Genomic DNA, 20,246 nt, shown 5'->3' on the forward strand with positions numbered 1-20,246 from the left:
CATGTCTTCATTGAAGGACTTCAGGTCGCTCTGAAGTGTTTGGTATTGCTCCGCAACATTGACAGCCATTAGCTTAATCCTCAGCAGTTGGTTATTTGCTTGGGCGTGGGGTTATCATCGGAAACATCGCCAATAACCAACATCCCCTTGGATGTCTTTCCATGCCGCCTACCAGTCTTCCCTGCGATTCTCGATCCAGTAAGCGATGTCAATAAGACGGTAACTAATTCGGCTCCCCCCAGCTGGGCACCGGTAGTAATCGGGACCGTTGCCTAACTGACGGCAGTTTTTCAATGAACCTGCTGCCATGCCGATAAGAGCAGCGGCGGATTCCTCCGCTACTCGGTCATCGGCTGTGAGATATACACCATCCCTCTCGCATGCCTCCCTGAGCTGCACGGCAGTCTGTTCTGCCCGCTTTTCGGCCTGGGGATTAGGGGTCAGTGATTTCATCCTTGGCCACCTCCTGTGGAGCAGACACGCCACGCCCTGGGCTTCTGCTGCGCGTTTACGGCGCACACTTCCAGGTGGCCCGTTTCCACCAGCAAGGCCAGCAACGGGCGCACCTTGCCGGCACTGCGGTAGGGGTTGGGCAGGCGGTTGAAGTCCTGGGCGGAGAGCCGGCCACCGAACTTGTCGCGGATCGCCTCCAGCACGTCCCGGGCCTGAAGCTCCCTCTGGTCCTGCTGGGCGGTATCGGTATGAATGGCCATGGACTCGAGGTAATACCCCATCAGCGCGGCGCCGCGCTCGATATGCTCCACTTGGGGGTGAAGCTCGCCTTCCAGGTGGGCGAAGATGGCGGCGATCCTGGCCGCGTTGTCCGCTGCCTTCGAGGCGAACCCCTGTACCAGGGACAGCCGGCCCGACTCGCCCAGATCCCGCTCCACGCGATCATGAAAGGCGGCCCACGCCTGATAGGAGGCACCCTCGATCTTGGCCATCCTCGGGCGGATTTCGCCGGTTTCCTGCTCAATGTCCAGGGGCCGATTCACAAGCTCGGTCAGCGCCTGCCAGTAGTGCCCCACGGCGGCCTCGTGCTCGACACCATGGCGCGGGTCGCGGTTCATCAGGAACCGCTGCCCTACCAAGGAAGGGGCGCGCATCACCAGGAAGCGGGCGAGAAACCCTTGCCCGGTCAACAGCGGGTCGCCCATCACCTGGGCGGCAACCACGGGCTGCAACATCAGGTGGGCGGACAGCCGGCGCCCTGCCAATATGCCCGACTCGCCGGCGGCCCCGCGGGTACGGGTGATCGGCGCCCCGTCCCACAGCTTGGACAGCGTGGCGATGGTCCGTCCCCGGTTGTCTTCGCTCATACCATGCCCGCCGAAGAACCCCACCCCTTCATCGGAGACCAAGCCGGCGCTGGGGTGACCCTCCTGCAAGTGGCGATACACGCCCTCCTGGGTCGGCTCCTCAAAGGTCATCTGAGGCCGGGTCGGCGGGCGCGGCTCCTGCATGTCGTGGTTGGCCAGCTCCTGGGCGAGCATTTCCTGCTCCTGGGCCGTCAGCGCCTTGTCAGCTTTGCCCTTGTTCGCGTTCACCAGAGACTGTCGGCGAAGCTGCCAGGCTTCGTGCCCCGCCTTGAAACGGGCCAGCTCCTCCCGCTGGGACTCACGGCGCACGCGCTCCCACTCTCGAACCGGGCGGAGCGCCAGGCGGTCCATGGTGCTCTTTCGCTCGCCGCTCTCGGCCACGGTGATGCAGAACAGCGAGGAAGGGCCGGCGCCGATAACACCACGCTCCACGTCAACATGCCCTTGCACCGCCAGCGCCGCCGCTGCAAGCACGGACTGGCCGGCCATGCCGTCCGGCGCCTGCACATGCCACGCCAGGCGCTCGGCAGCTTCCCCCAGCAGCGGCCCCAAGGCGTCCAGGGGGTAGCGCGGCAGAGATGGCACGGCGGCCAGCGGCAGCGGGCGAAGGTCGACGTTGCCCCCACCTTCAGGCGGGGGCACCTGGGCGTCGTTGGCCGCGCGGCGGCGCGACACCCTGGGCAGCTCGCGCGACCGCGCGCTACGCCAGGCACTGGCCAAGGTGGCGTCGATCTCTGCCGCCTTCAGGCCGGCGCCTTCCGCCGCGCGCGTCAGCGCCTGGCGCACCTCGGCTTCATTCAGGGCGCCGCCCTTGACCAGGCCGAACACGCCCAGCGCCTCACGGTTGAGCGTGTTGTTCCGCTGCCCCTGGCCGGCGCTCTGCACCGCATAGGCGGCGCTCTCGAGTGCGCGGCGCGCATAATGGCCGCCCTCGGCAGCCGGCGCCGCCGTTTCCTGCTGGGGAGCTGACGTAGCGGGCGTGTCGCTGTAGGGCGCCAGGGCCTGGCGCAGCGCCTGAGCGGGATAGCGCGGCCCATCTTTCCTCACCAGGGCAACCGTGAAGGGTTCAGCTTTACGGTGCAGAAACCCCGGCAGCCGCAAGACGCGCGGCAGGTCGCAGACGCTCGAATCACTGTCGCACGCCTTCGCCAGTGCCTGCTGAAGCGGCTTGAACTCCTCGAGGGGGATCTCGCCGGGGTAGGGCGTCAGCCAGTACAGGTGGAAACGCTGCGGGGACGACTCCACTACCAGCGTAGGCGGCGGCATGCCCGCACCCTGCACCCTGGCCAGCAGACCCTGAAGGGGCTGGGGCACGTCCACGTCTGCCACCAGGCCACGCACGGCGGTGACGTTGGCCGCCTTCCTGCCGTCTCCATCGGTGGCGTTAAAGCAGACGAACACCCCGCCGCCCTGGTCGTTGGCTGTCGCCAGCCGGCGCCCATGCGACTCGAGGGTGCCGTGCAGGGTACCCGCCAGGGCGCGTCGCTTCTCCTCGCTGTCATCGAAGGTCTGGAAGGTGACAGGGCCGCCACCGGCCAGGGCCTCCAAGAACTCGGCGGCGGTGCTATACTGCGGGCGAGCCTTCCGCAAGCTCATATCCGCATCGGGCGCCCGGCCACCTTGGTCGGGCGCTCTCTGGTTATCGGTCATCAAGCAAGGCCCTCCCGCTGGGTCCATTCAAATTCCAATCGGGCCAGCCGGCGCTTCATCTGCCAATGCAGCAGCTCACGCACAGCGGCAGCCTCATTGGTGGTCAGCTCCAGCGGGCCGTAGTTGCTGCCCAGCTCGTCGGTCAACGTGTCGATCTGCTTGGCAAGGGCATATCGGGTGGCGTTGATCGCCTCCACCAGGGCGGGGGTCGGCCCCTGCAGGATCTCGTCCAGGTCGATCATGGGCGCCCCCTCCGCTCGCACAGCTGCTCCATGTCGTCGCAGATCGTCGCGGCACGGTCGGATAGCTGGCGGATGCCGGCCATCAGCATGTCGACGCTGCCAGGGCTCAGGAACGGGGCTTGGTCATCGGTGTCGCGGCGCAGCTGGTCCTCGCGCACCAGCTGGGCAATCTCGCCGATGGCGTCGGTGGTTTCCTTCAGGTTGCGCGCCAGGAAGGCGGAGCCAGAGACGGGACGGTTCATGATTCACCCCCCGGCAGCTGTGGCCACTTGCCGCCGCTGCTCAAGATACGGTGAATGCTGGCTTCCGGGGCGTCGTGACAGTATTCGCCCCAGTAGCGGGCAGGGTAGCGCTGCTGGCCATCGAAGCCGGTATCTATCGCCTGAATGAAGCCGTAAGCCTTGCCTTGGGAAGTGAACAAATGGCACAGGCACTGCGGGTCGGCCTCGTCGTACACCAGGCCGGTGAAGGTTTCGACTCTCATGACGCCACCTCCTGCGCACGCGCGCGGGACTCGAGGGCGCGGGCCTTGGCCATGTGCTGGTTGTAGCGTTTCAGCCGGACGGCGGCGCTTGAAGCGGAGAACAGAGCGGCGCGAGCCATTGCGCGGTGCGCGGCGGCACGGCCAGACGGACTGCGGGTGGGGAATTGCATGGGCGGATCTCCAAGTCTGGAGCCGGCCCCGGCTGTCGCCAAACAGCGGATGGGGGCGGCTGTACGCAGGTTGGCGAACCGGGAGACTTGGAACCCGGCAGCCCCGAAGGGCTCCCACGCACAGCCGCCATAGACGCGAAGTGCAGGCATGAAAAAAGCGCCTGTATCGCGGTGGGCGCTGGTGCGCCAAGTCTCTATCGGGTCGCCAAACCCGGATGCCGATTTTGCGGCAACGCTTGGAGCATAGCCGCACACCTGGGCGGGGGTCAACATCACGCGGCCCCCTCTTCGCGGCTCGCCTCGATGCGGGCAGCGATCCAGGCGTCGACCTCAGCCTCTACCCACGCCACCGCGCGCGGGCCAAGCTGAACGGGGCGGGGGAACTCGCCTTTCTCCATCAGGCGATACAGGGCGGAGTCGCTGAGGGTGGTACGCTTGCGCACTTCAGGGCGCTTGAGAAGTACAGCCATGCCGGGAAGCTCCTTGGTGACTTATGGGCACGGCTGAATTTTCGGGGGTGATGCCCCTTGCTGTATTTACAAGGTTTCGTCGGTTTCCTGTAAGTGGCGCTCTAGCTCCTGCCAAGACTTCGTTTCGCGGCTGTAATACGCATCTCGCACGGTAGAGCCGGACATGCCATAGCGCTTGCCTACCCGCTCGAATAGCCCCATGCCGATGGGGTGCGCCTTGGGATCTCGCCGATTCCGTTGGAACACCTCAACCGCCGCCATGCGACGAGCCAACCTCCGACGATCCAACGGGCGCTTGGGGTTCAGTTCGAGCCCGGCATTCTGGCCGAAGTATTCGCTGGAGCGCTCCTCCAGGGAGGCGGCAGCCATCATCAGCTCAACCATGTGGGCATCAGTGAGCGGGACGGGGGCGAACTCCGGCCAACCGGCCAGGGCTTCAAGTGCGGCCAGCAGCGGGCCTTTGCCGTCGCCGTGATTCTCGACCTGACGCGCCAGGCGGCGGCGATAGATCTCCTGGGCGAAGGATACCAAGGAGGCGGCGCTGGCCAGGTCGCGCTCGACAGGCTTCCAGTCACAATGAGCGGCGTAGCAGTAGACAGCCTGGCCGGCCTCTTCGCGCGTCACTCCCTCACGACTCGATAACTGCTCTTCCCTCTGTTGCCGCTCCATGCAGCGCGTGAGGCGACCAAGGAGGTCGTCCAGCTCCCGCTGGAGCCCTTCGAAGGTATCATTTTCGTCGCTCATATCGCCTTCCGCAGCCTTATCCGCAACTCGTCCGCAACTCGTCCGCAACCGCCAAACCGCTCTAGAATGCGGCTTTCCGCAGAATCCGCAACATCCGCAACCGGCCCGCCTCCACTACCTCCGCAACACCCCCGGAAAAAAGGTTCATTTTTCCCGATTGCGAACGCAGAGGGTGGCCGCCGGTCTTCCGCTGGGCACGCTGAAGTCTCAGCCCACCCCCTCGACTACGCGGATCGGCACCACGTTGTCGGCGCCTTCACGCAGCGCGTCCAGGTAGTCCGCCCAGCTCTGCAACATCTCCCTGCGCTGCTCGAGGAACTTGGTCCGGTTGTAGGCGCGACCATTGGCGTCGCGCACCTTGTGGGCGAGCTGCTGCTCGATGTACTCGGGCGGGTAGCCAAGCCGCTCGGCCAGGATGGTACGGGCCATGGCGCGGAAGCCGTGGGCGGTCATCCGGTTCTTGTAGCCGAGCACGTCCAAGGCAGCGCCCAAGGTGCTGTCGCTGATCGGGCGTGACGGGCCGCGCACGCTCGGGAACACGAAGCCATCGGGGCCGGTGAGCCCATGCAGCTCGCTGAGGATCTGCACCGCCTGCCGGGGCAGCGGCACGATAAGGGGGTCTGCGTTCTTGCTCGGCTGGAATGACCAGGTGGCGGCCTCGAGGTCGAAGTCTCCCCAGCAGGCATGGCGGAGCTCGCCAGGGCGCACGAACAGCAGCGGCGACAGGTTGAGGGCTGCCACCACCACAGGCGTGCCCCCATAGCCGTCGATGGCCCGCAGCAGTGGCGGTATCTCCCTGGGGTCGGTGATGGCGGCGAAGTGCTGCGTCTTGCCCCGGCGCAGGGTGCCGCGCAGATCGGCAGCAGGATCACGCTGGGCCTTGCCGATGGATATGGCGTAGCGGAAAACCTGGCCGCACACGGTCTTGATCCTCGAGGCGGTCTCGAGGTGGCCGCGCTTCTCGACCTTGCGCAGGCAGTCCAGCAGCTCAGGCGGGGTGATATCGCCCACTGGCCGGCTGCCCAGCGTCGGAAAGATGTCGCGCTCGAGGCGGCGCTTGTTTCGGGCGTAGTGGGCCGGCACCACCTCATGCTTGTGGATGTGCTCGAGCCATTCGGTCGCCACCGCCTTGAAGGTGCTTTCGGCGGCTGCCCTGCCCTGCTCCTTGGCGAGCCGCTTGGCGGTGCTGGGGTCCAGCCCTTGGGCCAGCAGCTCCTTGGCGTCGTCGCGGGCCTTGCGGGCCTGGGCGAGCGAAACCTTGCCGGCGCCCTCGCCATAGACGCCGATGGCCAGGCGCTTCTCCTTGCCATGGAAGCGGTACTTCAGCCGCCAGTACATGCCCCCACTCGGCGTCACTTCCAGGTACATGCCCCCACCATCCGACAGCTTGTAGGTCTTCTCTCGGGGCTGGGCGTTGCGAACCGCGGTCGCGGTCAGCTTATTGATCGTCGCCATAGGGGGCACCTCGGGCAGGGGGCATGGATCTGCCCCCATAGATGCCCCCGCTGACGGCGGTATGTCAAGGGAACGAGCGGGAACCCCAGACAACAAAAAAGCGCCCGAAGGCGCTTTCTTGCTGGGTTTTTGGTGCTTCTTGGGAAGACCTGAACCCTATAACTGGTGGGTCGTGTAGGATTCGAACCTACGACCAATTGGTTAAAAGCCAACTGCTCTACCAACTGAGCTAACGACCCGCAACACGGCACGGTGGCCATGTCTCAGGTTCGGATGGTGGGTCGTGTAGGATTCGAACCTACGACCAATTGGTTAAAAGCCAACTGCTCTACCAACTGAGCTAACGACCCCTCCGAACGGGTGCAGATACTACTGATCCGCCCCCGTGAAGGCAAGCGCTTTTTTGCCCTTGGTCGAAGCCCTTAGCGGCTTTTCCGCCCCTTGGGCTGGCGCATCGCTTGTACCGGCTTGCGCTTGTGCTTGTCGCGGCTCCAGCGGTTCTTCTCGTCCGGCGTGAGCTCCGGCACCTTGCGCGATGGCAGGCCGGCGGCAGTCGCCAGGTCGTCGACCTCCTCCTGGGAGAGCTCCACCCACTCGCCTGCCTTGGCGCGCTTGTCGAGGAAGATATTGCCGTAGCGAACTCGCTTGAGGCGACTCACCGTCAGCCCCTGGGACTCCCACAGGCGGCGCACCTCACGGTTGCGCCCTTCCGTGATGACCACATGGAACCAGGTGTTGATGCCTTCGCCGCCGAACTCCTGAACGTCGGTGAAGCGCGCCGGGCCATCCTCGAGCATGACGCCCTCCACCATGGCCACCACCTGTTCCTTGGTGACTTCGCCCATGACGCGCACGGCATACTCGCGCTCGATCTGGGTCGAGGGATGCATCAGCCGATTGGCCAGCTCGCCGTCGGTGGTGAAAAGCAGCAGGCCGCTGGTGTTGATGTCGAGCCGGCCGATGGCGATCCAGCGTTCGCCCTTGAGGCGCGGCAGGCGGTCGAAGACCGTACGCCGCCCTTCCGGATCCTTGCGGGTGCACAGCTCGCCCTCGGGCTTGTTGTACATGATCACGCGGCGCGGCGTCTCTTCGGCGCCACGCAGGGTCACGGGGCGCTCGTCGAGGGCGACCTTGTCGTGCATGGCGATGCGGTCGCCGAGGGTGGCCACCTTGCCGTTGACCTTGACGCGGCCGTCGGCGATGGCGGCTTCCATTTCGCGCCGCGAACCCAGTCCGGCGCGGGCCAGAACCTTCTGCAGTTTTTCCGTGGTGGTGCTCATGAGTCGTCGGGTGTCTCATCGGGGGTGGATTCCGCCCCCGCTCCGCCGTCTTCGTCGACGCTGGAGCGGGCACGTTCGGCCAGGCGCGCTTCGAGATCGGCGAAGCTCAGTGTCGGCCTTTCGGACGCCGTCTCGGCGTGTTCCGCATCGGCCGTGTCGGCCGCTGCGGTGGGGGCGTCGGCATCGACCGCCGCCTCCGGGGTTTCGTCATGTTGCGGCGCCACGCCAGCGGCCTCTGTCTCCGCGGCCTCTTCCGGCGATTCGTCGGCCTGGGCCAGCAGTTCGCTCTGCGGCGGCGGCGGTGCCTCTTCGCGTTCGTAGTCGCTGTCGTCGAGGCCCTTGAGCTCGTGCATCGGCGGCAGTTCGTCGAGCGTCTTGAGGCCGAAGTCGTCGAGAAAAGCCCGCGTGGTGGCGTAGACCGCGGGACGGCCGGGCACGTCGCGATGGCCGACCACGCGAATCCAGCCGCGCTCGGCCAGGGTGCGCATGATCGAGCTGCTCACCGACACGCCGCGCACGTCTTCGATGTCGGCACGGGTGACCGGCTGGCGATAAGCGATCAGCGCCAGGGTCTCGAGCAGCGCGCGGGAGTAGCGCTGGGGGCGTTCTTCCCATAGCCGCGACACCCAGGCGGAGAGCCGCGGCCGAATGCGCAGCTGGTAGCCCGAGGCCGTTTCCAGCAGCTCCATGGCGCCGCGCTGGTGGCGCGTGGCGAGCCGCGACAGGGTCTCTCGCAGGGCGCTGCGCGGCGGGCGCTCGTGATCGTCGAACAGCGTCTCGAGCCGGTCGAGGTCGAGCGGTTCGCCGGCGGCGAGCAGGGCCGCCTCGACGATCTCGTCCAGCGCTTCGGGATATTCCATGGCCGTCATGCCGGCGCCTCTCCCTCGTCTTCCGCGAAGGGACTTTCGCCGGCTTCGCCCTCTTCCGGTTCCACCGCTTCCAGCGGTTCCTGCTCATCCAGCCGCGCGCGAACGTGGATCGGCGAGAGCGGGGCATTCTGCACGATTTCGATCATCGCTTCCTTGGCCAGTTCGAGAATCGCCATGAAGGTGACGATGACTCCGGCACGCCCCTCTTCCAGGGTGAACAGCGCCTCGAAGGGGGTGAAACGCTCCCGCGAGAGCCGTTCCATGATGCCCAGCATGCGCTCGCGGGTGGAGAGCGCTTCGCGAGCGATGTGGTGCGTCTGGTTGAGTTCGGCACGCTTGAGAATGCCGGCCAGTGCGCCGAGCAGCTCGTCGAGCTCCACCTCGGGGTGGATGACCCGCGCTTCCAGCGGCGGCAGGCCCGGGCGGGCCGGAAACCAGTCGCGGCCCAGGCGCGGCAGCTCGGCCAGCGCCTCGGCGGCGCTCTTCAGTTGTTCGTACTCCTGGAGACGACGGATCAGCTCGGCGCGGGGGTCCTCTTCTTCGTCGTCACCACCCTCCTTGGGCGGCCGCGGCAGCAAGGTGCGCGACTTGATCTCGGCGAGCATCGCGGCCATCAGCAGATACTCGCCGGCCAGTTCGATCTCCATCGCCTTCATCAGCTCCACGTACTCGATGTACTGGTGGGTGATGGCGGCCACGTCGATGGCCAGGATGTCCAGGTTCTGGCGGCGGATCAGGTAGAGCAGCAGATCCAGCGGGCCCTCGAACGCCTCGAGGAACACTTTGAGCGCTTCCGGCGGGATGTAGAGATCGTCGGGCAGCTGGGTGATCGGCTCGTCGAACAGCCGCCCCAGCGCCTCGACCTGCTGGGTCGCTGCGGTGGAATGCTCGGGGCTGGCGGTATCGGGGGTGGCGCTCACGCGGCTGACCTCTCCGGGTACGCAGGATCAACGCGCCAGTTTAGCAAGATGGCGGCAAGGTAGACAGCGCCGACTCACGAGCCAGCCACCCCGGCTCGATGCCTGCTACGCCACGGCTTGTCGATGGCGAGTCATATCACCATGCCCCGCCAAGATACCCTCGACAGACACGTCTTCGTCGATCTCATCCCAATGAATCCCTCTAGGGCTGAGCTCATGATCACGAAGCTGCTCCGGCGTAGCATTCAACAAACGTGGATACCACGCGAGCGGCACCCCTATGATACGGCCATCGCTAAGTTCGACCCAGAAGCTGTCTGCATCGAACGTCACGCGCTTAGGCGAAGTAGTCATACCAGGCTTCCTCCAGTGTCTTGCGATGCTTCACGACCAGTGTAGTGATGTTACGCAGCGATTTGGCATCGAAACCATCGTTGCGGGCCAGCTGCACCTCCGGCACGAGCCAAAACTTGGCCTCTGCCCCCGCTTTGAAAACGTGTATATGTGGTGGTTCACGCGGGTCGCCCTCATCCGAGTAGAAGAAAAATTTGTACCCATCCAGACGCAGAACGGTTGGCATGACTCTCCCCTGTCGTAACCCCCTCGCTTGTTTGACCGCACGAAATCCCGCAACGGCTCCAAATCTCAACTGTCGCACAGATCACTGGTGACATCTTGGTACCAACTGGGGCGGCCCCCTTCTGTTCCACAGCCGGTCAGTCAATTATCCACATTGATGGATGTCGACCTTGGCTACAGGCATTACCTAACACTAACTTAGGCCTGCACGCCACGGTCTGTCGATGATCCCTCGGCGCGCACGAGCCGTCTCATACGCCGGCAACCAATCGTCTGGTACAAACCGATAAACGCCGTTTCGAATTGACCGACGTCATGAAATTGCCATCGCTAAGGGTCAACATTCGCCTCTAACGCGGGGGACGACACCGAATTCCGACTCGAAGGAGGCCACCATGCCGACTCCATCTGCCACAGCTGCCCGGCTGGTCTTTCAATGCGATGAATTGCTGGCCCTCGCCAAAGCCCATGAAGGCGACGAGCTGGCGCGCTACCGCCGACTCGCTTTCGGCTTTCTCACTTTCAATACCGCCATCAGCCGCTTGATGGCCTCGCTGGGCATTGAATGCGAGAAGCGCCTGGACACGCTTCGCCATGCGGCACGCCAGCAGGAAACCGAAGCCACGCCATTCGACGGCAGCGACCGAAGGCCGGCGGTCGAGACGCGCCACGCCGCTTCTCCCTTCGGCTTCATCAGCCACTACGGCATGGCCATCGACACGCTGCATCAGGCAGTGGCCGATGCCGACTATTCGCGGCGCTTCTACGAACACCTGCAGATGGCCAGCGCCGTTCCGGCTTTCCATCCGACCCTGACGGCCATCATCAAGCAGAAACGCGCCGAGTGCGATGTGCTTCAGGAATACCTGAGCTCCAGCGACGACCTGCGCTATCGCGCCTCGGTCGGTTGAACGGTCGAGCGGGCGAACTGCCCGCCACGGGCAGCAAAGCGCTGCCCGTGGCGGGCCCGGCAGAATGCCTGCCACCAGTGACGCCAGCCAAGATCAGCCGACCCACACCCGCGCATTGCGGAACAGGCGCAGCCAGGCGCCGTCCGTGGTCCACTCGGCCGGGCGCCAGGAGTTGGTGACGGCGCGCACCACGCGCTCGGGGTGCGGCATCATGATGGTGACCCGGCCGTCGGGGGTGGTCAGGCCGGTGATGCCGGAGGGCGAACCATTGGGGTTGGCCGGGTAGCGGGTGGTGACCTGGCCATGGTTGTCGACGTAGCGCAGGGCCACCTGGCCGCCGCCCTGCATGCGCCGCAGATGAGCGCTGTCGCGGAATTCGGCGCGCCCTTCGCCATGCGCCACGGCGATGGGCAGGCGCGAGCCTTCCATGCCGGCCAGCAGGATCGAAGGGCTCTTCTCCACCTGCACCATGGCCGTCCGGGCCTCGAACTGTTCCGACTCGTTGCGCACGAAGCGCGGCCAGGCCTCGGCACCGGGGATCAGGCCCTTGAGCTGGGCGAGCATCTGGCAGCCGTTGCACACGCCCAGCGCGAAGCTGTCGTCGCGGTCGAAGAAGGCGGCGAACTGCTCGCGGGCACGCGCGTTGAACAGCACCGACTTGGCCCAGCCGCCGCCGGCGCCCAGCACGTCGCCGTAGGAGAAGCCGCCGCAGGCCGCCAGCCCCTGGAATTCGGTCAGCGTCACGCGGCCTTCCAGAATGTCGCTCATGTGCACGTCGACGGCCTCGAAGCCGGCACGGTCGAAAGCCCAGGCCATTTCCACCTGGCCGTTGACGCCCTGCTCGCGCAGCACCGCCACCGCCGGGCGGGTCCGATTGAAATAGGGCGCGGCGATGTCCTCATCGACATCGAAGGTGGGCTGCGCGGAAAGCCCCGGGTCGCGGTCGTCGAGCAGGCCGTCGAATTCGCTCTTGGCGCAGTCGGGATTGTCGCGCAGCGCCTGCAGGCGGTAGCTGGTCTCGGCCCAGGTGCGCTGGGTGAGCAGCCGCGTGGTCTCGAGCAGCGGCTCCTCGAAGAGGGTGACGCGCACCTGGTCGTCGTAGCGCGGGCGGGCGATGACGCCGCAGGTTTCGATGCCGGCGGCGGCGAACTGCGCCAGCACCGCTTCGGTGTGCTGGCGGTTCACCTGGATCACCGCGCCGAGCTCTTCGGCGAACAGCGCGTCCACCGCTTCGACCGGCTCGTCGATCAGCCAGTCGAGCTTGATCTCGAGACCGGCGTGGGCGGCGAAGGCCATTTCCAGCAGGGTGACCAGCAGGCCGCCGTCGCTGCGGTCGTGGTAGGCGAGCAGCTTGCCTTCGGCGTTGAGCCCCTGAATGACGGCGAAGAAGGCCTGAAGGTCCTCGGGGTCGTCGAGGTCGGGGCAGACATCGCCCACCTGGCCGTAGACCTGGGCCAGCGCCGAGCCGCCCAGGCGGTTCTGGCCGCCGCCCAGGTCGATGAGCAGCAGGTCGGATTCGTCCTGCTCCAGATTGATCTGCGGGGTCAGGGTCTTCAACGCGTCGGTGACCGGCGCGAAGCCGGTGACGGCGAGGGTGAGCGGCGAGGTGACGCTCTTCTCCTCGGTCTCGCCCTTGTCGTTTTCCGCTTGCCAGGCGGTGCGCATGGACATGGAGTCCTTGCCCACCGGAATGGCGATGCCCAGCCGGGGGCAGAGTTCCATGCCCACGGCATGCACGGCATCGAACAGCGCCTGGTTCTCGCCGGGGTGATCGGCGGCGCTCATCCAGTTGGCGGAGAGCTTGATGTCGCCGAGCTTGGCGATGGGGGCGGCGGCCAGGTTGGTGATCGCTTCGGCCACTGCCAGGCGAGCGCTGGCGGCGGGGTCGATCAGCGCCACCGGTGGCCGCTCGCCCATGGCCATGGCTTCGCCGGCGTGGGTGTCGAAGCTGGCCGTGGTCACCGCGACGTCGGCCACCGGTACCTGCCAGGGGCCGACCATCTGGTCGCGGGCCACCATGCCGGTGATGGAGCGGTCGCCGATGGTGATCAGAAAGCTCTTGGAGGCCACGGCGGGCAGGCGCAGCACCCGCTCCATGGCCTCGCGCAGGTCGAGGTTGTCGAGCATCACGCCGGGCAGCAGGCGCTCTTCGCGGGAGAACTCGCGGGTCATTTTGGGCGGCTTGCCGAACAGTACGCTCATCGGCAGGTCCACCGGCGTGCTGTCGAAGTGCCCGTCGTGCACGCTGAGCCGGTGGGCCTCGATGGCCTCGCCGACCACGGCGTAGGGGCAGCGCTCGCGCGCGCACAGCGCTTCGAAGGTGGCGAGATCTTCCGGCGCTACCGCCAGCACGTAGCGCTCCTGGGCCTCGTTGCACCAGATCTCCAGCGGGCTCATGCCCGGTTCGGCATTGGGCACGTCGCGCAGTTCGAAGCGGCCGCCGCGGCCGCCATCCTTGACCAGCTCGGGCAGGGCGTTGGAGAGCCCGCCGGCGCCGACGTCGTGAATGAAGCGGATGGGGTTGGCCTCGCCCAGCGCCCAGCAGCGGTCGATGACTTCCTGGGCGCGGCGCTCGAGTTCGGGGTTGTCGCGCTGCACCGAGGCGAAGTCGAGATCGGCGCTCGACGCGCCCGAGGCCATGGAGGAGGCCGCGCCGCCGCCGAGACCGATCAGCATCGCCGGGCCGCCCATCACGATCAGCTTGCCGCCGACGGGGATCTCGCCCTTCTGGACGTGCCCCGCGCGGATGTTGCCGTAGCCGCCGGCGAGCATGATCGGCTTGTGGTAGCCACGCCGCTCGATGCCGTCCGCCCCCAGGGCGTCCTGCTCGTAGGTGCGGAAATAGCCGGCGAGGTTGGGACGGCCGAACTCGTTGTTGAAGGCGGCACCGCCGATGGGGCCTTCGAGCATGATCTCGAGCGCCGACTGGATGCGCTCGGGCTTGCCGTAGTCGAAGGCTTCCCAGGGTTGCACGTACTCGGGAATGCGCAGGTTGGAGACGGTGAAGCCGGTCAGCCCCGCCTTGGGCTTGCCGCCGATGCCGGTGGCGCCTTCGTCGCGGATCTCGCCGCCGGCGCCGGTGGCCGCGCCCGGATGCGGGGCGATGGCGGTGGGGTGATTGTGGGTCTCCACCTTCATCAGGATGGGAATCGGCTCGTGCCGGGCGGCGTAGCTGGCCCGCTCGCCTTCCCGGCCGGTGAGCGGTGCCGGGAAGAAGCGCGGTGCCTCGGTGCCTTCGATCACCGCGGCGTTGTCGCTGTAGGCGGAGAGGATGTCGCCGGGCGACTGCTGGTAGGTGTTCTTGATCATCGCGAACAGCGAATGCGGCTGGGCTTCGCCGTCGATGCGCCAGTCGGCGTTGAAGATCTTGTGCCGGCAGTGTTCGGAGTTGGCCTGGGCGAACATCATCAGTTCGACGTCGCTGGGGTTGCGGCCCAGCTCCTGGAAAGCGCTCACCAGGTAGTCGATTTCGTCTTCGGCCAGCGCCAGGCCCAGCTCGCCGTTGGCCGTTTCGAGCGCTTCGCGCCCGCCTTCGAGCACGTTAACCTGGCCCAGCGGGGCCGGCTGGTGGTGGGCGAAGAGCTTGGCTGCATCGCTGGCATCGGTGAGCACCGATTCGGTCATGCGGTCGTGCAGGGTGGCGACGATGGCCGTGAAGGCGGCTTCGGACATCGGCGCATCGAGGGCCACCCGGTAGGCGATGCCGCGTTCGATGCGCCGCACCGCGGAAAGACCGCAGCCATGCGCGATGTCGGTGGCCTTGGAAGACCACGGCGACTGGGTGCCGATGCGCGGCACCACCAGCAGCAGTTGCCCCTCCCGCGACCGGGCCTCGCTGGCGGAATGTGACGGGTGAGCCCCGTAGTCGAGCAGTTGGTCGAGCAGACGCCGGGCATCGGCCGACAGCTCGCCGTCGTGGTCCACGAAGTGCACGTACTCGGCATGGAGCGACTCAACCTCGGGAACTCGCGCGCGCAGGGCAGCCAATAGCTTGGCGTGACGAAAGGCGGAAAGGGCGGGCGCGCCTCGAAGTTCGAGCATGTCTTGAAGCCTCTGAAGCAAGCGAAGGAAGGGGGCGCCGCGAACGGCTGACAGAGGCGACATGATACTGGAAAGCGGGGGGCACGCGAAATGCGGCAGATGACAGCCGCCGCGGGGGCCGTTAAGGTGAGGCTCTCATCGCCGAACATCGCCTGCATGCCTGGATTCTCGAGCCGTTTCACGCCGGGCCGCCTGCGCCGCGCCATCGTTTTGCTGGCGTCGGCCGCGCTGTGCCTGATTCCATACCGCCCCGCGCCGCCTTCCGATGGGCTGCTGGAGGCGGTGCTGGCGCGCGATTTCCTCAGCGTGCACACCCGCAACACCCCCACCACCTACTACGAGGGCCGCCACGGTCCCACCGGCTTCGAATACGATCTGGTGCGACGCTTCGCCGATCACCTCGGCGTCAGCCTGGACCTGGACGCCAGCCACCACATCGACAGCGTGTTCGAAACGGTTCGCAACGAGGGCGATCTGGGCGCTGCCGCGCTACCCCTCGATCTCGATCGCGAAGGCGTGATCTTCAGCCAGGCCATCTTCGACCTGCAGCCCTTGCTGGTCTATCGCCGCGGCCTGCCGCCGGTGACCGAATTCGACGACCTGGATGGCCTCGAGATCGGCACCATCCGCGGCTCCGGCGCCGACCGGGTGCTGCGCGAGCTGCAGACCGAGCATCCCGACCTGAGCTGGTGGGAATCCGACGACGTGGAGGTCGCCGAACTGCTCAGCCAGGTGGAGAGCGGCAATCTGGACGCCGCCGTGGTCTACGAGCACCAGTTTCGCATCAACCGCCTCTTCTTCCCCGGCGTGGAAGACGGCTTCACTCTGGGCTCTCCGCTCTCGATGGCCTGGGCCTTTCCCGCACGCGGGGGCCTGGCGCTGCAGCAGGAAGCCAATCGCTTTTTGAGCAAGATGCGCGCCGAGGGCACCCTGGACTCGCTGGTGAACCGCCATTTCGGCCACGACGACTATCTGGAGTACGTTGGCGCACGCACCTTCATCCAGCACGCGCGCGAGCGGCTACCCGACTACGAAGCCCTGTTCCGCGAAGCCGCTCGCGACACCGGCTTCGACTGGAAGCTGCTGGCCGCCCTGGGCTATCAGGAATCGCACTGGGATCCGGAGGCCACCTCGCCGACCGGCGTGCGCGGACTGATGATGCTGACCCTGCCCACAGCCGGCGAAATGGAGGTGGACGATCGTCTCGACCCGGCCCAAAGCATCGATGGCGGTGCCCGCTATCTGCGGTCCCTAAAGTCCCGCCTGCCCGAGTCGATAACAGGAGAAGACCGACTGTTCATGGCCATGGCTGCCTACAACGTGGGGCTCGGGCACCTCTACGACGCTCGCCAAATCGCCGAGATGCGCGGCGGCGACCCCGACCGTTGGACCCACGTGCGTGAAGCCCTGCCGCTGCTGCAGCAGCGCGAATGGCACAGCCAGACACGGCACGGCTATGCGCGCGGCGGCGAGCCGGTGATCTACGTGCGCAACATCCGTCGCTATTACGAGATTCTCAGCTACCTGGACCGCAACCAACAGCAGTTCCTGCAGCTCGACGGCATACCGGAAGATGGCGACAGCGTCAGCAAGTTCGAGAGCGTACCGCCCATTTTGTAGAAGGTCTCCGCCATGCGCCGTTTTGCGTTTCTCCTGACCAGCGCGGCATTGCTCTTGGCTCTGCTGGCCATGGTGCAAGCGGTAACCCGGCTCGCTCCGGCCCATGCCCTCGTCCAGCCGCTGCTCATCGCCTGCGTGGCCGTGGCGCAACTGCTGCTGATGCTGCGCTGGCGCCTCATCGGCCAGGTGCTGGCCGCCGTTGTCATGACGGTCCTGGCGGTCATCCTGCTCAGCTACATGCTACCGGAGCACTGGATTTCGCTGCGCGCGTGGAATCGTCTTAGCGATTGGCTCGCTCCCGAGCTGGGCCTCGAGGCCTGGCGCCCGGCCCTGCTGGTCACCCTCACCCTGTCGCTTCAGGCCACCGGCATACTCACGCATGCCCGCGCCGCCCTGGGCGGGCCTTTGCTGCTGGGCAGCGCCGCCATGCTGCTGGCCATCCAGCTGGGCGAACACTATGCGCCCGACGACATGCACCTGCTGCGCTATGCGGGGGACCTGAACCACCAGTCGATGCTCTGGTTGCTGCTGGGAGGGCAGCTCCTCGGTGCGTTGTCGCACTGGCGGCCCAGCGACCTCACGCTGCGCCGCTCGCTGTGGCCCTCCCTGGTCCTGGCGAGCCTGACACTGCTGTTCTGGCATCAACAGAAGAGCGCCACGGACAGAACGCTGCACGCCGAAGTTCAAGCGGAGGGACAGGCCCTGGCCGAGCAGTTGACCCGTGACATCGACGCCCATCTGGACGCCATGGAGCGTTTCGCCAACATCTGGACGCTCTTCGACCAGTTGCCCGGTCGCCTCGACTGGGCCAACCAGGCGGCGCCCTACCATCGCGACTTCCGCTACATCCTCAACATTGCCTTCGTGGATCCCGACAGCCGCATCCTGCGCGTACACCCACCCAATGGCCTCAACCAGCGCGCCCTCGGGGCCCGGCTCTACGACGCCCAGCCGGCCGGTCGGGCCGCCGTCAGTCAGGCGCTGGAACACCAGCGTGCCGGACGCACCGAGGTGATCGAACTGCTGCAGGGCGAGCCCGGCATCATTCACTATCTGCCCATCGTCGTCGGTGCCGAACGGCGCACCCTGGGCGCCGTCGCCATGGCCATGAGCCTGCCGAGGCTGGCCGAAACCCTCTTCGAAAGCGTGGACGTCCGGCAGGCCCGTTTCACGCTGCAAACCGGCGGCCAGGTCCTCGCCCGGCGCGGGCCCGACGCCCTGCTGGGGCCCTGGCAATACACCACCCAACTGGACATCGCCGACCGGCCGCTGACCCTGACCATGCAGCCCAGCCAGGCCAGCCTGCTGGCACGGCAGACCCGCTATCCCACCGTCAGCCTCATCGTCGGCCTGACGCTGGCGATTCTGCTCTACCTGGTGCTGTATACCTACGGCACCCTGGAGCGCCAGCACCGTCGCGTTCACGTGGCCAACAGCGACCTGCGCCGGGAGATTCGCACGCGTACCCAGCTGCAGCGCGAAGTCGAATGGCTGGCCCGTCACGACGAGCTGACCCAGCTACCCAACCGGCGGCTGTTCATGGAGACCCTCGGGGCCCATGCCGATAGCCGGCCGCTCAGCGTGCTGATCTGCGACATCGACCACTTCAAGCGCATCAACGACCACCATGGCCATCTGGTCGGCGACCGCTTCCTGAATCGGCTCGGGCAGATCGGTCAGGCCGCGGTGGAGCCCCATGAGGGCCTCTTTTCGCGCTACGGCGGGGAGGAGTTCGTGGCCTGCCTGCCGGGCGTCCCGCTCGAGGAGGCCGAGGCGATCGCCGAAGTCATTCGCCGCAGACTCGAGCAGGCCGACCTGCACCACCACGACGGCAGCGCGCTGACGGTGAGCATCGGCGTGGTGACCCTCGTTGCCGGCCCGCTGGATGTCGCCGTACTGATGCAGGCGGCCGACGACGCCCTGTACCGTGCCAAGCACGAAGGGCGCAACCGCGTTCGCACCGCCCGGCCGCTCGACCTTTCGGCGCCGTCATGAGGCATCCGGCGTCGAGCCGTCGCGCCGCGCCGCGAAGAAGGTCTTGATCAACCGCGCCGCACGGCCGGCCAGCACGCCTCCCTCGACCGCCACCCGGTGGTTGTGCCACGGCTGGACGAACAGGTTGGCTTTCGATTCGACCATCCCGGTGCGCGGCTCGGCGGCACCGTAGACCACGCGGGCCAGTCGCGCATGGATGATCGCGCCGGTGCACATCAGGCACGGCTCCAGGGTCACGTAGAGGGTGCAGCCGTCCAGGCGGTAGTTGCCGAGCCGCTGGCCGGCATCGCGCAGCGCCCGTATCTCGGCATGGCCGCTGGGGTCGTGACTCGACACCGGCGCATTGTAGCCGGCACCCACTATCTCGCCGCGGTCGTCCACCACCACCGCTCCCACCGGCACCTCTCCGGCCGCCAGAGCCTGGTGGGCCTGGTCCAGCGCGCGGTGCATGTAGAATTCGTCGCTGCGCATCGACGCCGACTCCGTGTATCCTGAAAGTCTTGAAACAACCGTATGATAACCCCCTGAGGAGCCGTCCATGTCCGACGCCCTTGATGCGCTCGTCGCCCTGCTCGGCCTCGAGGAGCTGGAGGAGAACCTGTTTCGTGGCGCCAGCCAGGATCTCGGCCTGCCCCAGCTGTTCGGCGGCCAGGTACTCGGCCAGGCGCTCTCCGCCGCCACCCATACGGTGGACCCGACGCGCCGCGCCCATTCGCTGCACGGCTACTTCCTGCGCCCCGGCGACCCACACCGCCCGGTAGTCTATCAGGTCGATGCGGTTCGCGACGGCGGCAGCTTCACCACCCGCCGGGTCACCGCCATCCAGAAGGGGCGCCCGATCTTCTTCTGCAGCGCCTCCTTCCACGGCGAGGAAACGAGCCTCGAGCACCAGACCGCCATGCCCGACGTGGCACTGCCGGAGGACTTGAGCGATGCCGCCGAGGCGCGCCTGGAACGCTTCCCCGGCCACCCCATCGAGTTTCTGCACCTGGGCGACGAGGCCGAACCCGGCCAGCCGGCGCGCAAGCGGCTGTGGTTCCGGCTCACCGGCGAGCTGCCCGACGACCCGGCGCTGCATCGCTACCTGCTCGCCTACAGCTCGGACTTCAATCTGCTGACCACGGCGCTGGTGCCCCATGGCGTCACCTTCCGCGACCCGCGGCTGCAGATCGCCAGTCTCGATCATGCGCTGTGGTTCCATCGCGACGTGCGTATCGACGAGTGGCTGCTCTACGACATGGACAGCCCCTGGGCCGGCGGCGCACGCGGCTTCGCCCGCGGCAGCCTGTACGACCGCCAGGGCCGGCTGGTCGCCTCGACCGCTCAGGAAGGGCTGACGAGGATGCGCGAGTAAGCTTGGCAGCAACGTCGCGGCGGCGCTATCATGCCGCCACTGCCGCAATAGCTCAGTTGGTAGAGCAACGCACTCGTAATGCGTAGGTCGGTGGTTCGAGTCCACTTTGCGGCACCAGAAAAATCAATGACGACGGCCACTTA

Annotated in this window: 20 protein-coding genes and 3 tRNA genes; 5 read left to right on the top strand and 18 right to left on the bottom strand. The window is 66.6% G+C overall.

The window, feature by feature from the left end; all coding sequences use genetic code 11:
• Positions 1–168: 168 nt before the first annotated feature.
• The 16 genes from BLP96_RS19810 to BLP96_RS04315 all read right to left on the bottom strand — a co-directional run bounded on the left by BLP96_RS19810 (position 169) and on the right by BLP96_RS04315 (position 10,183).
• Positions 169–453, bottom strand: a complete 285-nt coding sequence (locus BLP96_RS19810; protein WP_143005071.1) for a hypothetical protein — start codon at positions 451–453, stop codon at positions 169–171.
• Positions 450–2,915 carry a DUF3987 domain-containing protein gene (locus tag BLP96_RS04250; RefSeq protein WP_176761455.1) on the bottom strand — a complete coding sequence of 822 codons (2,466 nt, stop codon included), beginning with the start codon at positions 2,913–2,915 and terminating at the stop codon, positions 450–452. Before BLP96_RS04250 ends, BLP96_RS19810 begins: the two co-directional genes overlap by 4 nt.
• Before the next feature lie 53 nt (positions 2,916–2,968).
• Positions 2,969–3,211: a hypothetical protein gene (locus BLP96_RS04255; RefSeq protein WP_089683485.1), complete on the bottom strand. Its 243-nt coding sequence runs from the start codon at positions 3,209–3,211 to the stop codon at positions 2,969–2,971.
• A complete protein-coding gene (locus tag BLP96_RS04260; protein ID WP_089683487.1) occupies positions 3,208–3,453 on the bottom strand; it encodes a hypothetical protein in 246 nt (81 codons plus the stop codon). Before BLP96_RS04260 ends, BLP96_RS04255 begins: the two co-directional genes overlap by 4 nt.
• Complete coding sequence (locus BLP96_RS04265; protein WP_089683489.1) at positions 3,450–3,695, bottom strand: hypothetical protein; 246 nt, start codon at positions 3,693–3,695, stop codon at positions 3,450–3,452. Before BLP96_RS04265 ends, BLP96_RS04260 begins: the two co-directional genes overlap by 4 nt.
• Positions 3,692–3,865 (bottom strand): hypothetical protein, encoded by a 174-nt coding sequence (locus BLP96_RS20080; protein ID WP_176761456.1) that lies wholly within the window; start codon positions 3,863–3,865, stop codon positions 3,692–3,694. The genes BLP96_RS04265 and BLP96_RS20080 overlap by 4 nt, the downstream gene beginning before the upstream one ends.
• A 272-nt stretch (positions 3,866–4,137) precedes the next feature.
• A complete protein-coding gene (locus BLP96_RS04270) occupies positions 4,138–4,335 on the bottom strand; it encodes a helix-turn-helix transcriptional regulator (RefSeq protein ID WP_089683492.1) in 198 nt (65 codons plus the stop codon).
• Between the two features lie 66 nt (positions 4,336–4,401).
• The gene (locus BLP96_RS04275) at positions 4,402–5,079 is read right to left on the bottom strand and encodes a hypothetical protein (protein WP_089683493.1); all 678 of its coding nucleotides are present in this window, start codon (positions 5,077–5,079) and stop codon (positions 4,402–4,404) included.
• Positions 5,080–5,286: 207 nt separating this feature from the next.
• Positions 5,287–6,534, bottom strand: coding sequence for a tyrosine-type recombinase/integrase (locus BLP96_RS04280; protein WP_089683495.1), 1,248 nt, complete (start codon positions 6,532–6,534; stop codon positions 5,287–5,289).
• A gap of 163 nt (positions 6,535–6,697) precedes the next feature.
• Positions 6,698–6,773 (bottom strand) — tRNA-Lys (locus BLP96_RS04285).
• 35 nt (positions 6,774–6,808) lie between these two features.
• Positions 6,809–6,884 (bottom strand) — tRNA-Lys (locus tag BLP96_RS04290).
• A gap of 72 nt (positions 6,885–6,956) precedes the next feature.
• On the bottom strand, positions 6,957–7,814 hold the full coding sequence (gene rluB / locus BLP96_RS04295; RefSeq protein WP_089683496.1) for a 23S rRNA pseudouridine(2605) synthase RluB: 858 nt from the start codon (positions 7,812–7,814) through the stop codon (positions 6,957–6,959).
• A complete protein-coding gene (gene scpB / locus BLP96_RS04300; RefSeq protein WP_089683498.1) occupies positions 7,811–8,683 on the bottom strand; it encodes an SMC-Scp complex subunit ScpB in 873 nt (290 codons plus the stop codon). Before scpB ends, rluB begins: the two co-directional genes overlap by 4 nt.
• Positions 8,680–9,603, bottom strand: coding sequence for a segregation and condensation protein A (locus tag BLP96_RS04305; RefSeq protein ID WP_089683500.1), 924 nt, complete (start codon positions 9,601–9,603; stop codon positions 8,680–8,682). Before BLP96_RS04305 ends, scpB begins: the two co-directional genes overlap by 4 nt.
• A 105-nt stretch (positions 9,604–9,708) precedes the next feature.
• Positions 9,709–9,957 carry a DUF2442 domain-containing protein gene (locus BLP96_RS04310; RefSeq protein WP_089683502.1) on the bottom strand — a complete coding sequence of 83 codons (249 nt, stop codon included), beginning with the start codon at positions 9,955–9,957 and terminating at the stop codon, positions 9,709–9,711.
• On the bottom strand, positions 9,941–10,183 hold the full coding sequence (locus BLP96_RS04315; protein ID WP_089683504.1) for a DUF4160 domain-containing protein: 243 nt from the start codon (positions 10,181–10,183) through the stop codon (positions 9,941–9,943). The genes BLP96_RS04310 and BLP96_RS04315 overlap by 17 nt, the downstream gene beginning before the upstream one ends.
• Before the next feature lie 394 nt (positions 10,184–10,577).
• Here BLP96_RS04315 and BLP96_RS04320 point away from each other — a divergent pair, with 394 nt between their 5' ends.
• Positions 10,578–11,093: a hypothetical protein gene (locus BLP96_RS04320; RefSeq protein WP_089683507.1), complete on the top strand. Its 516-nt coding sequence runs from the start codon at positions 10,578–10,580 to the stop codon at positions 11,091–11,093.
• Positions 11,094–11,186: 93 nt separating this feature from the next.
• Here the strand turns inward: BLP96_RS04320 and purL are convergent, their stop codons facing one another.
• Positions 11,187–15,134: a phosphoribosylformylglycinamidine synthase gene (gene purL / locus BLP96_RS04325; RefSeq protein WP_089683509.1), complete on the bottom strand. Its 3,948-nt coding sequence runs from the start codon at positions 15,132–15,134 to the stop codon at positions 11,187–11,189.
• A gap of 156 nt (positions 15,135–15,290) precedes the next feature.
• On the opposite strand from purL, the gene mltF reads away from it, so the two are divergent.
• Complete coding sequence (gene mltF / locus BLP96_RS04330) at positions 15,291–16,754, top strand: membrane-bound lytic murein transglycosylase MltF (RefSeq protein WP_089683511.1); 1,464 nt, start codon at positions 15,291–15,293, stop codon at positions 16,752–16,754.
• 12 nt (positions 16,755–16,766) lie between these two features.
• On the top strand, positions 16,767–18,749 hold the full coding sequence (locus BLP96_RS04335; protein WP_089683513.1) for a GGDEF domain-containing protein: 1,983 nt from the start codon (positions 16,767–16,769) through the stop codon (positions 18,747–18,749).
• On the opposite strand, the gene tadA is transcribed toward BLP96_RS04335, so the two are convergent.
• Complete coding sequence (gene tadA / locus BLP96_RS04340) at positions 18,744–19,220, bottom strand: tRNA adenosine(34) deaminase TadA (RefSeq protein ID WP_089683514.1); 477 nt, start codon at positions 19,218–19,220, stop codon at positions 18,744–18,746. The two genes, BLP96_RS04335 and tadA, sit on opposite strands and share 6 nt — an antisense overlap.
• 67 nt (positions 19,221–19,287) lie before the next feature.
• Between tadA and BLP96_RS04345 the strand changes: the two genes are divergently transcribed.
• Together BLP96_RS04345 and BLP96_RS04350 are read left to right on the top strand one after the other, a co-directional pair.
• Positions 19,288–20,103 carry an acyl-CoA thioesterase gene (locus BLP96_RS04345; protein WP_089683516.1) on the top strand — a complete coding sequence of 272 codons (816 nt, stop codon included), beginning with the start codon at positions 19,288–19,290 and terminating at the stop codon, positions 20,101–20,103.
• A gap of 41 nt (positions 20,104–20,144) precedes the next feature.
• Positions 20,145–20,220 (top strand) — tRNA-Thr (locus tag BLP96_RS04350).
• Positions 20,221–20,246 lie beyond the last annotated feature (26 nt).

The sequence above is a fragment of the Billgrantia gudaonensis genome, assembly GCF_900100195.1.
Taxonomy (GTDB): Bacteria; Pseudomonadota; Gammaproteobacteria; order Pseudomonadales; family Halomonadaceae; genus Halomonas; species Halomonas gudaonensis.

Excerpts from the sequence above, each read along its gene's own strand:
- BLP96_RS19810 (WP_143005071.1), bottom strand. The coding sequence starts at position 453 with ATGAAATCACTGACCCCTAATCCCCAGGCCGAAAAGCGGGCAGAACAG.
- BLP96_RS04250 (WP_176761455.1), bottom strand. The coding sequence starts at position 2,915 with ATGAGCTTGCGGAAGGCTCGCCCGCAGTATAGCACCGCCGCCGAGTTC.
- BLP96_RS04255 (WP_089683485.1), bottom strand. The coding sequence starts at position 3,211 with ATGATCGACCTGGACGAGATCCTGCAGGGGCCGACCCCCGCCCTGGTG.
- BLP96_RS04260 (WP_089683487.1), bottom strand. The coding sequence starts at position 3,453 with ATGAACCGTCCCGTCTCTGGCTCCGCCTTCCTGGCGCGCAACCTGAAG.
- BLP96_RS04265 (WP_089683489.1), bottom strand. The coding sequence starts at position 3,695 with ATGAGAGTCGAAACCTTCACCGGCCTGGTGTACGACGAGGCCGACCCG.
- BLP96_RS20080 (WP_176761456.1), bottom strand. The coding sequence starts at position 3,865 with ATGCAATTCCCCACCCGCAGTCCGTCTGGCCGTGCCGCCGCGCACCGC.
- BLP96_RS04270 (WP_089683492.1), bottom strand. The coding sequence starts at position 4,335 with ATGGCTGTACTTCTCAAGCGCCCTGAAGTGCGCAAGCGTACCACCCTC.
- BLP96_RS04275 (WP_089683493.1), bottom strand. The coding sequence starts at position 5,079 with ATGAGCGACGAAAATGATACCTTCGAAGGGCTCCAGCGGGAGCTGGAC.
- BLP96_RS04280 (WP_089683495.1), bottom strand. The coding sequence starts at position 6,534 with ATGGCGACGATCAATAAGCTGACCGCGACCGCGGTTCGCAACGCCCAG.
- rluB (WP_089683496.1), bottom strand. The coding sequence starts at position 7,814 with ATGAGCACCACCACGGAAAAACTGCAGAAGGTTCTGGCCCGCGCCGGA.
- scpB (WP_089683498.1), bottom strand. The coding sequence starts at position 8,683 with ATGACGGCCATGGAATATCCCGAAGCGCTGGACGAGATCGTCGAGGCG.
- BLP96_RS04310 (WP_089683502.1), bottom strand. The coding sequence starts at position 9,957 with ATGACTACTTCGCCTAAGCGCGTGACGTTCGATGCAGACAGCTTCTGG.
- BLP96_RS04315 (WP_089683504.1), bottom strand. The coding sequence starts at position 10,183 with ATGCCAACCGTTCTGCGTCTGGATGGGTACAAATTTTTCTTCTACTCG.
- BLP96_RS04320 (WP_089683507.1), top strand. The coding sequence starts at position 10,578 with ATGCCGACTCCATCTGCCACAGCTGCCCGGCTGGTCTTTCAATGCGAT.
- purL (WP_089683509.1), bottom strand. The coding sequence starts at position 15,134 with ATGCTCGAACTTCGAGGCGCGCCCGCCCTTTCCGCCTTTCGTCACGCC.
- mltF (WP_089683511.1), top strand. The coding sequence starts at position 15,291 with ATGCCTGGATTCTCGAGCCGTTTCACGCCGGGCCGCCTGCGCCGCGCC.
- BLP96_RS04335 (WP_089683513.1), top strand. The coding sequence starts at position 16,767 with ATGCGCCGTTTTGCGTTTCTCCTGACCAGCGCGGCATTGCTCTTGGCT.
- tadA (WP_089683514.1), bottom strand. The coding sequence starts at position 19,220 with ATGCGCAGCGACGAATTCTACATGCACCGCGCGCTGGACCAGGCCCAC.
- BLP96_RS04345 (WP_089683516.1), top strand. The coding sequence starts at position 19,288 with ATGTCCGACGCCCTTGATGCGCTCGTCGCCCTGCTCGGCCTCGAGGAG.